Here is a 13,520-nt window from a genome sequence, read left to right on the forward strand (position 1 = left end):
GCCCTGCCCTATACTTGGCGTGGGCTTCGCGGGCAATGCTTAACGCTTCACCCCCTCTACTTCTCAAGCATTCGGCGCATACACCGATCACACTGCTAATGACAGGGGAGGCCCTCCCGCAGAGCTTGCACCTACCCATGGTTTCCTCCAAAATCCTATGTGTTTTAACGGGTTATTAGAAAAGGTAGCCGCTTCATGAGGCAAAAGATTTAACACCTTGCGGAGACAATTATATATTGGTGTAGGCAATCCTGGAAGAAGAGCGTTTAAACAGGTTTAAGAATACTGTTGTCGAAATCCTTAGCGAAGTATCCGTGAAAACCAATACTTTCTTTCCCGAAGAATTGGTAAGTGATGCTTTAGAAGTCCTTCACAATCCTTCCTTCAAGCATGCGACCAAGCAGCTCAACGGGAGGACTAAAGTAGCTCTAGCAGTCTATGTCGCGCTCAGAAGCAGAAACATATGTATAAGCCCTAGATGCCTCGAAGCATGGGTTACAGGCGGTAGAAACCTTTTCACTTATGTTCTTAAAGCGTTAGGACTACCAGGTTGCGAACCTTTAGATTACGTTATCTATGCTTCGAAGAAGCTGAGGCTGGATCCATCCGTTGCCGGCAATGCCGTGTGGATTGTTTTGAGGCTTCTCGACCGCTTTTCCTCAACCAGGTTGAAGGTTGACCATCCTGTGAGGGCTCTAAGCAGGTCAGCTCTCGCCGCAGGAGCTCTCTACGAGTCAGGGCTCGTTACAGGGAAGAAAGTTTTCGAGAAGGATTTAGCAACAGTTTTTTGCATTTCCGAGGTGTCGGTCAGGAACGCTGTCAAATATGTAAGGGAGTGTCTAAAGGATGAGGTTAGAACGTGGGTTGAGAAGGCTGGTCGGGAAGAGACTGAAAGGATTACCGCGGAAGCCTCCGAAGGAGCATTGTTTTTCAAACTTGCAGCACAGGGTGAATCCTGTGCGGTAATTGTCTTCAGAGAACCCTCGGGGGATGAGTGGGAGAGGCTTGCAAGAGCTGTAGGTTTACCTGTCAAAGGATCTATTCAACTACTCGACATTGTTAACACAGGCTCTGTGGACTATAAGGACCTGGCATTGGAGAAATCCCTAGCGTATCTAGCCACGGTTAAGGGTCTTGGACTCGGGGATTACGAGTTTGTTTGGTGTGAGAATCAGGCTTTGACAAGAATTCTTGTAAACAAAGGCTTCAGGGTTGCCGGATTAGACCCCTGGGGGAAGAAGCCTGTACTAGTTATGGATTTAAACCTCCTGTGCAGTACTCCTTTTGCCTAACATGGTTCTTCAGGTTGATGAGTAATTTTAAAACCTGACCTCGCCTTCCTCGAAGTAAGGCGAAGGACTTAGCCTCCGGAGGGCATCCCCCGATATTTCGATCGGTTTTACAATAACCAAGCCTTCTCCATCCCTAACCTCTATTTCGAAAACTCTTCTATCATGGTTTGTCTGTCTCATCTTCTCGATTATGAGGAGTTTCTTGAGCACTCCTGATATGATGGCTTTCCTGAACCTTAGTATGCCGTCAGCCACGTGCTCCACTCCGAACCCGAATCCAAGGGCTGATGTAACAGCGTACTGAGCCGTAGCCACTATTGTTAAATCCCACTTCGCCAGACCTCTCTTCAACATGTAACTGTACTTTCTAGCCATCACCGGCTTATCTAGCCAGAAAGCGCTCATTGAGTCAACTACTAGCCTTGTGTGACCAGGGCCCAAGTACTTCTTGGCTTCTATCACCTTAGAGATCAACTCCTCCACATCCAGTTCCTTAATGCTCCAAACATCCCCGTACTCCCACATCAACGCGTCTATGATGACAAGGCTTCCTTTTCTCAAGGCGTCCTCAAAATCGAAGCCAAGCCTCGCCGCCTGGTTGATAATGCTCTCCCTCGACTCCTCCGTTGTAACGTATATGCATTTCTCACCTCTTGCTAGTCCCGTGGCTGTGAACTGTATTGAGAAAACTGTTTTGCCAGTTCCCGGTTCTCCAACAGCTACTACCGTGAATCCCTTAGGTATTCCGCCCTCTATTAGCTCGTCAAGCCCTCTAACCCCTGTTGGAAGCCTCTCCAAAAACTCCACCGGTTAATAATTCCTTAAACACATTATTATCGTTTGACGCCCTTGGAAAGGGTGGTTAGGCTTGACAATTGTTTTCAGGCTGAAGGGTTTCGAGCAGGATTGTTTCGAAATACGGTATGCCGCCGGAGTGCTCATGAGAGGCGGCTTAGTCGCGTTTCCCACAGAAACTGTTTACGGGCTTGGAGCACTGGTTTGGGATGAGGGAGCTGTTTCCAAGATTTTCCAAGTGAAGGGGAGGCCTAGCGATAATCCATTAATAGTTCACGTATCCTCTATTGAAATGGTTGAGAAGGTTGCTTCGCGAATACCTGAGGATGCTTACAAGTTGATGGAGAAGGCTTGGCCAGGCCCTCTCACAATAGTCCTGCCTAAAAGCGAAAGGGTTCCCAGGATCGTTACAGCAGGGCTTGACACTGTTGCTGTCAGAATGCCCTCCCACCCGGTTGCTCTATCCCTTATAAGGGAGACTGGAGAGCCGGTAGCTGCTCCTAGCGCGAACCCATCAGGGAAGCCCAGTCCGACAAGCGGAACCCATGTAGTCAGGGATTTGATCGGCAGGGTTGAAGTAGTCCTTGACGCTGGAGAAACCCTCTATGGGGTTGAGTCAACAGTGGTGAACATTGTCACGGAACCCCCTGTATTGTTGAGACCTGGTGCTATACCTGTTGAGGAAGTCGAGAAAATACTGGGGAGGAAGATACTTATCCCAGAGTTTGCTAAAGGCTTGGGACAGGTGGAGAAACCGCTTGCCCCAGGCATGAAGTACAGGCATTACGCTCCGGAGGCGAAGCTGGTGCTTGTCGAACCCTCTTCTTACACTCGGGAATGCCTTAAAGCATTGGCTGAGTACATAAAGACCCAGGCCTTGGCTGGAAGCAATGGGAAACCATGCATACTGGCAACCTTGGAGACCCTTCAGCACTACTCAGGTGTTGGAGCTGAAACGTTCACGCTGGGATCTAGGGAGAACCCCTTCGAGATTGCTCGAAACCTTTTCACCATCCTGAGAAAAGTTGATGAGGAAGGGTGCTCCATAGTGTATGCCGAGGGATTCCCTGACCAGGGGCTAGGACTAACCATTATGAACAGGCTGAGAAAAGCGGCTAGTGAAAAGCACTTGATAAACTGTTGACCACGCCCTCGCACTAGCAAGGGATTTTTCCAACAGTGTTAACATTTTCGGCAGGCTTGTCCTAACTAAGTGAACACTAATGTTTTTCTCTTTAAAACATCTATTTAATTGTGAAGGGCAAAGTGGAGAGCAGTGAACTTAATTGATTTCAGTAATGGTATATCCAGCATATTGAAAGAGATGTTACTTCTGGGAGTGAGAACACCGGGGGGAATATTCGGGAGTGCCTCGAGAGATTTCAACCTGCAGGGTGTTTGAGGTGGCGCGTTAGTTGAGGGTTCTAGCCTTTAGCGATCTCCACGGCAATGTTGATGTTTTGAAAATGCTTGCGAAAAGGCTTGAAGGAGAGAATTTTGACTACATGTTGATCGCGGGTGATTTAACCAATGCAGATTTAATCAGTGATCCAGAGAGTGTTTTGAAACAGGTGTATGAGGTTTTCCACTTAATTGAGAGTTTAGAGATCCCTTACTATTTCGTATGGGGGATTCCATTCAGGGAATTAACAATAGTGCTTTCGTTAGCTCTGAGAAAGGCTTCCAAGGATCACCCCCGTATGAAGGCGTATTCAAGAAAGGAGTACCAGGATTTGTTAAGGATAGGTAAGGAGACGGAATCACTGATTTCCTCCCTCAAGCACGGCAAGTGCTTGGAGCACGGCAGGGTTGAAAGCCTCGGCAAGTATAAGATAACATCGACGCCTCAACTGGTCGATGGTAAAACAGTGTTCCTCGTACACCATTTCAAGAAGCTTACAAACGCGTTGATCCAAATAGAAGGGCATGTCCACTATGGTCAAAAACTCAACAACTACCTGAACCTGGGCTTCCTATACAGGGATGACTCCCATGGGGCTAAGCCAATGATTGGTTGCTACTGGGTTTTAAAGTTTGATAAGACAGGCGTCAATGCTGAATGGGTTAACATGGGGGAGAATTTGAAAGAATATAAGTGCCCCCGTCATCCGGAACAAGGGGTCTTCTACATACCTGTTAACTGGAAAAAATGCCCAGTATGCTACGACCTGAGAAAGAACAAGGAGCTGTTGCGGGGTAAGGGCTTGCATTGAAGCGTTGTAACCCATTGAGCACGTGTTGAACTATATGGTTTTAATGGGCCCGCGGGGATTTGAACCCCGGTCCTCCGCCGTGTGAGGGCGGCGTCCATACCAGGCTAGACGACGGGCCCTCTAATAGTTTTATGAGAGTGTTGTGTTGTTTATAAGTTTTTCACCGAGGTTGAGGAAGGATTGGGTTGAAAAAAGCTTGGGTTTAGATGTCGAACTTCAAGTAGACAGGTATCTCGTCCCAGTAGAAGTAGACTGTTGCGTTGACGTTTAGCCAACCTGAAGTCGTAACAGGGTATTTCATCACTGCTGAGAGAGGTAGTATGTAGGATGCCTGCGGGGTCTCGCCCGTGTATGTTATTGTTGCCGTAAACCTGTACCTGCCCGAGCTGGTCAATGGGGTTCCAAGGCTCACTGATAGTCCAAGCTCGGAAACATCTTCAACATAATAGGTTTCACCGGTTAATAGTGACGTGTAGACTCCTTCCCCAGTGTAGTACACCACGTCAGGCTGGAACTGGCTTGGAGCGTTGATGATGACTGTGTAGTGTATCTTGCCGGCCGCGGGGTTGTGGATCTTCACCGATGACATTGTAAGCGGGGTCAGGGTCACAGTGAAGGGCTCAACGTATTCTGCTCCCCTGAACTGTATGTTCCTCACAACAAGCCTGTATATTCCAGGACCGGACATCGGGCTAACAATAACTGACAACCCTGGGGCCACGCTATCCCAGAATCTTGTCGGGTTGTAGCTGCTTCCACCGGCTGGGTCCCTTGTCAGCTCAGCAGCCAGTTGTAGGCCAGGCGCCTTGAACTCGTATACTAGCGAGGTTTCATCGTCAACCATGTAGTACGTGTAAGGCCCGTAGAAGTGTACGTCCAGGTTGCTGGCATAGTTTTCATTATTAAAGGTTGGCCAAGTCACCTGTATGCCGAGGCCCCATATGTTCTTAAAGGTTGGGGGCACGACAACCTTGAACACTCTCCAATCTCCTGATTCATACCTCCACGTGTAGTCAAATGCTCCTCTCAGATACGTGTTCTTCCTCGGGGTTAGCTCCTCGACAGGGTTTAACACGATCGGCCTGGTGCCTTTCAGCTCTATTGGCACGAAGAATGAGATCGGTACAAGGTATTTCAGACCCCTTGTCTTCTCAACAACCACGATGTAGCCGCTGTAGAAGCCAGGGGTTGACGGGCCCTTAACGGTGACCGTGACCGTTCTCTCGCCACCGGATAGCGTAAATCTTGACGGGCTAACTGTCACGGCATCCCAGCTCTGATACTTGTACCCTACAACCCTCACCTTCACGGGGAGGGTGCCCCTGTAGGTTGCGCCGGATACTCCAAGCCTCATAACCAGATACCTTGGATACAGTGTAGGGTCGACGCCCATCAGCTCCCTTGCAAGGTTTTCAATCTCGGCAATGCTTCCCTCTAGGTCTCCATACTGAATCCTGAGCGCGTTGGCCCTCCTGATATCGTACATCATTCTAGCGGTTTCACTCCAGGAGAACACGCCGTCCGCGTTCCTGTCTATCCAGTAGGCGAGCTCAGCGATAGACGAGCCTATCCTTAGGTTGTAGGCTCCTGTTCTGCCGCCAACTTCAAAGTACTCGTACGGGTATATGACTTCAATCTCAAAGTAGTCGTAGAGCTTCAAAGCTTCCATGTCAAGCACTAAGTGGCCGTAGACTGTAGATCCTGTGACGCTGACATTCAGCTCATCACCGCTACAGGCGGTGATTACTGCAGGCTCGATCACGCGGGTGACTATGTTACAGATCCCTGTAGTATTAACTTGTTTCAAAACCATGGGATAGATCTCGTAGCTTCCAGCACCCTTCACTGTTAACGGCCTGGTGGCTCTTGCCCCGGCCCTGACTGATGGGATGAATATTTTCGGTTCAAACCAGCTCCCTGTTAATACATCGCCATAGGTCATTAACTCATATGACAGAGCTGTCTCGCTCAACAGGTCGTTGAGAATGCTTGTTGAATAGACCAGTGGAATATTGCCATCCAGCACTGCCTTGACGGCCTTGTAAGCGTTGACGAAGCCGGCTCCCTGGGAAAGCTCGTCGAAGCCCATGTCCTGCGCGGTATTCATTAAAATGGTCTTCAACAAGTGCGGCGGCATCCTCTCGCCATACTTAGCCTTGTACGCTGAAACCACTAGTGCTCCAACACCAGCGGACATCGGGGTTGCCTGGCTGGTTCCGCTGAACAGGTTGTATGCCAGCCATCCCGTGAGGTTTCTTATATTGTAAACATTGCCTAGGGCATCCCATGTCCTGCCGACAGCCCATGCGAAAGCTCCCACAGCTACGACGTCAGGCTTCACAACACCCAGCTCGCTTGGACCCCTGTTGCTCCACGTGATAACCTGCCTGCTCGAGCCCGGCCAGAGGTAGCCGTAAAGCGGTCTGTAGGTGAACTCCGTGGCGGCTCCAACACTTATCGCGAGGGTTGAGGCAGCCGGCGAGGAAACCGTGCCGTATCCTGGACCACCATTACCGGCTGCGACGAAGTGGATTGTTCCAGACGTGATTATGGTGTAGTCGAATATCACGCTAGTGGGGTCGAAGCCTGTGTTCCAGCCCCACAGGGCCCAGCCGCTCGCGCCCCAGGAGTTGCTGGTGATGTCGACCTGGTGCTCCCCGATGTATGCCCAGCTCCACGTGTAGCCTTCGAAAGCTATCCACGGGTTTGCAAGCAGGTCGGGCCAGAGATATACTGATCCCTCCCCGTACGGAGTTACTATGTCGAAACCGCTGAAGAAGTATATAGCAGTTGCCACGGTCCCGTAGTAGAGGCCTGGGGCAGCTCCAAGCTTTACTGCTGGAGCCTGGCCCGCAATGCTTCTAACCCCGTAGCCTGTTTGCGCGTAGATGCCCCTGCCCGCAGCAGTGTTCGCGCAGTATGTTCCATGGCTGTTGTAATCGTATTCTAAAACCACGTAGTCTCCTTCAGGGTCTAGACCAGGCCATATTAAGGCTACCGGCTCGCCCTCCCATATCTCAGGTATTGATAAAATCCCTGTGGTTTGGTAACCATTGAGCGGTGGGAGCGGGAGGACATAATTCCTCCAGATGCCAATCTTGTCTAAGAGTATAGCGAAGGCTGCGTCGTAAACGCCTCCTGCAAGCGTTCCAATAGAGTAGTCTGTTAAGCCATCACCGTCCAGATCCCTTGCTATCACCTCGTTCCCGTATCTAATCGGTTCCTCATCGGCGAAGGAGAAGTCGGGGGTTAAGCCTAGGGTTCCAGGTATGTTCACGCTACAGGGGCTTGGAGCTAGGCCCTGCCTTAACAGGTAGAGTGCGGTGGTAGTGTCAGCGTATAAGGTGTCATAGGATCCGTCGCCATCACTGTCTACCACTATAATCGGCACTGTGTAGTAAATGGTTGTTGAAGTGCCTGCGACCGAGGTTGTCATGTACTGGAGCATTAATCCAAACTTCACAGGCCCATAATGGGTTATGTTTCCAATATACCATGTTGAGTTAGCGAGCCATGGAACCCATATGTTCGCGGATCTACACCCCGACACCCTGACCCACAGCTGGTTGGTCCACTTCCAAACATAGTATGGAGGCTGGAACACGTATAGCTCTGAAGCGTTTACGTAAATGTATCCTTCTTCCACATCCTGCGCTGCAACCGGAGTTAAGACTAGTCCGAGACTGCTCACGTCCAGGATTAGGGGGAGACCAGTCTTTTCGTCCCTGGCTATTGAGTCTAAGCCAAGCCCGGGTGATCCGAAGTCGACACCCGTGTCTATGATTGCGAGCTTAACCTCTTCTCCAGTGATGCCGTAGATTGCCCATGTGTCCAACGCGCCCGTTATGTTCAAGGTATAGTGATAGTTGCTGTAGTCAAAGGCTTCTAAACCCCCGGTTTGAGCCGGCTCCTCTGCCAAGAGCTCCTCAATCGCCCTTGCCTCCTTATTTATCAAAGCATCAATCCTGACATCGGGTAGGATGGCTAGCACTCCAGGCGTCCTGGATAAGGGCTCAACCTGATCCCTGGTAACAATCGCGAAGACCACGTTGTACAGGTGTGTGGGGAATGCTCCTAGTAACCCTGCTGTTTTTCCTTTTAAAACGCTGATAGGTGTTGCTTTATCCAACACTATTATGACTCTGCCTGTCTCCCTACCCTCGTTCACAAGCGTGAAAGGCTCTTCGGGAGCGTCAAAGGATAACAGGCTTGGATCCTCAGCATATGCTCCAATACTCCAGAATGAGTCATCGTTGAGGAACGGGCTTACGAATGCTTTACCGAAGCCAGACCTAGCTGCTACCGACTCAGATGTCACGGGTGTAGCTACAGGGATGATTAACCCGGTTAAGAGTAGGATAGATATTAGTACAAGTATTTTCTTCATACACATCCCTCTGAATACCCACCAATTATATAGTTAGTGGGTTCTGCAATATTTAACTCTTCCTAGGAACGCTGGGATTTGCTTTACATTCTCCCTTGCTGAAAAGCTTTTTAAATCCAATTGTGAATAGTTGGGCGTGGGTTCGTGTTCGAGGTTCAGGTTGTAAACAGGAAGTATGCTCACCACATCCTAACTCTTTTAAGGAATAAGGATTCCTCGCAGATAGAGTTCAGGAAAGGCCTCGTCAAGCTAGGCAGGATCCTTGGAATGGAGATAGCCGAGGACATGGAGACTGAGGAAGCAGTTGTTGAAACACCGCTTGGTGTTAAGGTTAAAGGGATCAGGATTAAGGACATGGATAACACGATAATCGTCACTGTCTTAAGGGCTGCATGGCCTTTGACAGAGGGTCTTATAAAAGTCTTCTACAATGCTAGGCAGGGAGTTATCGCTGCGAAAAGAGTTGAGGAGAAGGGAATGCAGAACTATGAGTTCGAGATAGATGTTTCATATGTTAAAATGCCCTCTGTAACCTCTAACGATGTAGTGATTATAAGTGACGTCATGGTTGCGACGGGCTCCACGCTTGCAAGAATTCTTGAGGAGGTTGTGAAGAAGGGGAGGGCTAAGAAGTATTATATTGCATCAGTTCTCTCAACACCTGTAGCGGTGGCAAAGCTCAGGGATAAGGCGGACGAGCTCGGTGTGGATTTGAAAATGTACGCTATATGGATAGATCCCGAGGTGAATCAGAAAGGTTACATAGTGCCAGGGCTGGGGGACGCTGGCGACAGGGCTTTCGGATCCTAGGCTAAATCTTGAAAAGCTCGCTCAAATAGTTGTTGTCCAGTTTTTTATACTTCTCCAAGCTTCCCACGTCGAACCAGTCCCCGCTGTAAACGTAGCCGTAGATTTTTAAGCCCCTCGTGATCAACCATGGTACCAGGTCCCCCATGAAGTCGAAGTCTAATCCGAGATCCTTCTCCAACTCGTCGTCAAGCACCCTTGTCTCGAGAACGCCTACGCCTATGGTGGCATTGATATCTAAATCAGGCTTTTCCCTCATCCCTATTATTGAGAAATCGTTGCCTAGAGTAGCCACGCCGACCGCCACCTTGTACTTCTTAGTAACCACTAATGTTAAATCGCCCCCCTTATCCTGATGGTAGCGGAGCAGGTCTTCAACGTTTAGAGGTGCCAGTATATCTCCATACCATATTATGGCTGTGCCTGTGAATAATCCTTCCCTGTATGCTTTAAGTATTGAACCGCCTGTGTTGGTATACCCGTCTGGCTCGTCGATAGAGTATTTGATTTCAACGTTGAAGCGTGATCCGTCTCCGAAGTAGTTTTGAATATACTTCCACCGATAGTTAACCAGGAAGATGAACTTTTTCACGCCGAATCTGCTAAGCCATCTGACAATGTATTCAAGAACAGGTTTCTCGTCAACACCTATTGGGATCATGGGTTTCGGAACAACCTCGGTGTAAGGATGGAAGCGCGTGCCCATCCCGCCTGCCAATACTACAGCAGTCACTCCCTGGGTCAAAGGTCTTCAGCCCATGGTTTGATATCGTTATTCAATTATATAAAATCTAAACATGCTTTACAGCTAGCTTATGAAACACTCTCCTGTAAACAGCGAGGAGGATGAGGCCTCTCGCATACACGTCGATGAACATAGCCAGCCAAGGACCGATCACGCCCAAGGGTTTTGAGAGAAGTATTGAAGGAACCACTCTGAACAGGTAGAGGGAGGCGGTGTTGACTAGGAAGGGTATTTTAGTGTTTCCAGCCCCTCTTATCGCTCCTCCAACAACCATTGAGAGACCGAGCCCGAGCTCGCTAAGCCCTGCGATAAGCAGGTACGTGGCCGCTAATCCTGCGATCTCCTCGTCAGGCGAGAAAGGGGTTACCAGAACCCTGCCGCCAGCCGCAATTACCAACCCCAGCAACCCCATGGTCAATGCTCCTAGCTTTATTGTTTCAAACCCTACTTTACGAGCCTCGTCAACCCTTCCTTCCCCGATCTTCTGCCCTACAAGCGTCGAAGCTGTTGTAGCGAACGCGAAGCCCGGCATATAGATGAGGCTTTCAATTCTCAGCCCTATGTTATGTGCTGCCATGACCCGGGGGCTGATTCGAGAGATAACACCTGCGTAAACATTGTTGCCCAGGGAGAAGACTAGTCTTTCAAGGAATGCCGGGGCTCCAAGGCAGATTATTTTTGTGAAAAAGCTGTTGTCATTGCGTAGAGCGGGTTTGAGACCTAGTTTGCCGAGGTAGTGGATCTGCAACGGGATCGTGAAAACACTGGATATTACCGTAGCGTACGCAGCACCGGCAATGCCTAGCCTAGGGAAGCCAAGGTAGCCGTATATGAGCAAGGGGTCGAGGATTATGTTAGCGGTTAAACCGAGCGTGTTCACAAGTAATGTTATCCTAGTCCTGGCTGTAGCTATTATCGCGGTGTCGAAACACATTGAGAAGTAGAAGACTGGGAGACCGGCTACTCGTATTAAAAGATATGTTAGTGCGTTATCATAGGCCGTGCCCGATAATCCTGACTGAACCGCTAGAAAGATTGGGGATGCTAGGTAGTACGCTATCGTCACTAGGAGGATGGTAAAACCCCCTTTTACGCAAGCCTCGCCGATTACTTCGCGAGCCTTCTCTTTCAGCTCAGCACCGATGGATTGGGATACAAGAATCATTAAAGGAGTTTGGAATAGTGCGAAAACCACGGTGTAAAGCCATATAATATAGCCTGCTACTCCAACTCCTGCGAGGGCTTCCATGCCGAGACCGGATACGAAGTAAGTGTCTGCTAGTGAGTAGAGACTGGAGACGGTTTCCACGAGGACCAAGGGTATCGTGGTTTTCAAAGCCCTAACTAGGTATGCCTCCGTAGCCGGATCCCTGGCTTTAATCTCCAGGTTTTCCTCTCCTCGCGCCAACAGCCGATCCCATTTAGCACAGTTATCGCTGGACTAGTTTAAAAGAAAAACTTATACGTAACTGGCAATATAGTATATAAGCGCTATTTAGAAATAACTATGAAGCATGATTAAACCTCGCAAGCCTTGCACTGTTTTTATGGCTTGCCTATGGGGGTGGTTTCATTGGGTTTTGGACTCAGCACACGCCTCATCGAAGCTAGGAAAGCCTTCATCGCTTCAGCCCTCCTCAGTTTGTCAGGAGTGATTATTGAGGGGCTTGCCCTCACTGTTTATTCGAGCGTTATTCTCTTAACAGACTTCTTCCACTGGACTCTCGACACTATTGTCGAGTTTATGATGCTTTTCTCAATCTACTATGCTAGCAGGGTTGGTAAAAAATTTCCATGGAGCATTTTGATAGTCGAGTTTTCCACAAGCCTTCTCGTAATGATTGTTCTCCTAGCCTTCTACGGATGGGTCATGCTGGACTATGTTAACAACCTGGTAGTGACTTACGAGGTATCAACAACAGACCCGTGGATCTCGCTCGTAACCATAGCCGGCGGCTTCATAACCTTTACAGCGTTCCTTATTCAGCGCAGGAATTTCAGGAGATATGGACTCGAGATTTTAAGGATTGACTATACTCATGCGTTAATGGACACGCTATCCTCGTTCTTTGCAACTGTTGGCGTGGTAGCAACCGCCTTGACCAGGAGTCACTCCCTGGAAATATTGTTCACAATAATCCTGCTGGTTTTCATAATTCACAGCGTGCTGGAATTGTTTAAGGATAGCTTTAAAGTATTGAGCGGTACCAACGTGGATCCAGAGTTAACGAGCAGGATCACGCTGACCTTGGAGAAGGAGTTGTACGGGGTTAGGTTGAAAACAGTGGAGGCAAGAAAGATCGGTTCATTCTACATTGTAAGCGTTGACGTATTCCTAGATCCGGAGATGCCAATATACAAAGCTCACGCTGTTAAAAGGAAAATAGTCAGGCTTGCCCGTAAGGAGTCGGAGCTCATCTACCATGTTGATGTGAGAATGTTCCCTGATCCCTTGCTGAGGAAAAGCGGGGGGAGGAAAGCGCCTAAGTAATTCCTCCCAGCCCCGTGGGTCCCAGGATCCCGCTTATCAGCCCGTTGATAATTATAGATCCAGCGTACATGGCTGCGCCCGTTATGATCAGTATGACGCATAGGTAGTAGTATATCGCGTATCTTGACCCCGGGTTAACCGAGTAAACAGCTAAGGTATCCGCGATCGTTATCATAAGCATGATCAGGTTTGTAACCAGGGATACATCCTGAGGGGAGACGTTGAAGAAGCCTATAATCCCAGCATACTCGCCCGGGATGCTTTCCGCGAAGCTTGCTATAACGCTGGTGAAAATGTTTATGAAGCTTCCGACAAACATAAGCAGGATTATCACGATCAAATGCATGAGGTAAAGAGTTATCTCGAAAGTCTTGAAAACCTGGACGTAGCTCGCCCTGAGCCTGAACAGTTCGTTGACATGGTCGGAGAGAAGAGCTCCCGCCTCCCCTAGGTCTCCGCCGGTTTCAACAGTATCTATGAAGATGTGAGTACCTCTTGATACCATCTCGCTCGAAGACTCATCCGCGAACAAGCTCCAGGCAATCCTTGGGTCAACCCTGTTTAGAAGCCTTGCGTAAACTCTTTTAAGGAGATTTCTAAGCTTTCCTAATTCAGCTATAAGGAGCGGTTTAAGAGATTCGATCATGTTTGGGAGAACAGCAAGGTGTTCTCCAAAGCTTCTTATGAATGCAGGGAAAAACATGTCGTACTCGGTTATTCTTCCCTCATGAACCTTCACGAGGATGGCGGCAGGGAGCAGGGACACACCGGTCAGCATAAGGCTGAGGGC

At 49.1% G+C, this 13,520-nt stretch carries 10 protein-coding genes and 1 tRNA gene; 5 read left to right on the forward strand and 6 right to left on the reverse strand.

Annotated elements, in window-relative coordinates:
* The first annotated feature begins 314 nt into the window (after positions 1-314).
* Entirely contained in the window at positions 315-1,292 is a 978-nt protein-coding gene (locus AC3OH0_RS06000) for a transcription initiation factor IIB family protein (protein ID WP_498345117.1), read from the forward strand.
* A gap of 27 nt (positions 1,293-1,319) precedes the next feature.
* Here the strand turns inward: AC3OH0_RS06000 and AC3OH0_RS06005 are convergent, their stop codons facing one another.
* Positions 1,320-2,090, reverse strand: coding sequence for a KaiC domain-containing protein (locus tag AC3OH0_RS06005; protein ID WP_498345118.1), 771 nt, complete (start codon positions 2,088-2,090; stop codon positions 1,320-1,322).
* A gap of 70 nt (positions 2,091-2,160) precedes the next feature.
* Between AC3OH0_RS06005 and AC3OH0_RS06010 the strand changes: the two genes are divergently transcribed.
* A complete protein-coding gene (locus AC3OH0_RS06010) occupies positions 2,161-3,231 on the forward strand; it encodes an L-threonylcarbamoyladenylate synthase (RefSeq protein ID WP_498345119.1) in 1,071 nt (356 codons plus the stop codon).
* Between the two features lie 271 nt (positions 3,232-3,502).
* The gene (locus tag AC3OH0_RS06015) at positions 3,503-4,300 is read left to right on the forward strand and encodes a metallophosphoesterase family protein (protein WP_498345120.1); all 798 of its coding nucleotides are present in this window, start codon (positions 3,503-3,505) and stop codon (positions 4,298-4,300) included.
* Between the two features lie 44 nt (positions 4,301-4,344).
* On the opposite strand, the gene AC3OH0_RS06020 is transcribed toward AC3OH0_RS06015, so the two are convergent.
* Positions 4,345-4,419: transfer RNA gene (locus tag AC3OH0_RS06020), tRNA-Val, on the reverse strand.
* Between the two features lie 83 nt (positions 4,420-4,502).
* The gene (locus tag AC3OH0_RS06025; protein ID WP_498345121.1) at positions 4,503-8,687 is read right to left on the reverse strand and encodes a S8 family serine peptidase; all 4,185 of its coding nucleotides are present in this window, start codon (positions 8,685-8,687) and stop codon (positions 4,503-4,505) included.
* A 144-nt stretch (positions 8,688-8,831) separates the two neighbouring features.
* Here AC3OH0_RS06025 and upp point away from each other — a divergent pair, with 144 nt between their 5' ends.
* Positions 8,832-9,497 carry a uracil phosphoribosyltransferase gene (gene upp, locus AC3OH0_RS06030; protein WP_193436829.1) on the forward strand — a complete coding sequence of 222 codons (666 nt, stop codon included), beginning with the start codon at positions 8,832-8,834 and terminating at the stop codon, positions 9,495-9,497.
* Position 9,498: 1 nt separating this feature from the next.
* On the opposite strand, the gene AC3OH0_RS06035 is transcribed toward upp, so the two are convergent.
* Complete coding sequence (locus AC3OH0_RS06035) at positions 9,499-10,239, reverse strand: nucleotidyltransferase family protein (RefSeq protein ID WP_498345122.1); 741 nt, start codon at positions 10,237-10,239, stop codon at positions 9,499-9,501.
* A 46-nt stretch (positions 10,240-10,285) separates the two neighbouring features.
* Positions 10,286-11,647, reverse strand: a complete 1,362-nt coding sequence (locus AC3OH0_RS06040) for an MATE family efflux transporter (protein WP_498345123.1) — start codon at positions 11,645-11,647, stop codon at positions 10,286-10,288.
* Between the two features lie 165 nt (positions 11,648-11,812).
* Between AC3OH0_RS06040 and AC3OH0_RS06045 the strand changes: the two genes are divergently transcribed.
* A complete protein-coding gene (locus AC3OH0_RS06045) occupies positions 11,813-12,730 on the forward strand; it encodes a cation diffusion facilitator family transporter (protein WP_498345124.1) in 918 nt (305 codons plus the stop codon).
* On the opposite strand, the gene AC3OH0_RS06050 is transcribed toward AC3OH0_RS06045, so the two are convergent.
* Positions 12,723-13,520, reverse strand: a 798-nt coding sequence (locus AC3OH0_RS06050) for a type II secretion system F family protein (RefSeq protein WP_498345125.1), incomplete at its 5' end; no start/stop codon positions are given. The genes AC3OH0_RS06045 and AC3OH0_RS06050 overlap by 8 nt on opposite strands.

Source organism: Thermosphaera sp., assembly GCF_059755995.1.

Bases quoted from the DNA above. Each gene is read 5' to 3' on its own strand.
- AC3OH0_RS06025 (WP_498345121.1), bottom strand. From the start codon at position 8,687: ATGAAGAAAATACTTGTACTAATATCTATCCTACTCTTAACCGGGTTA.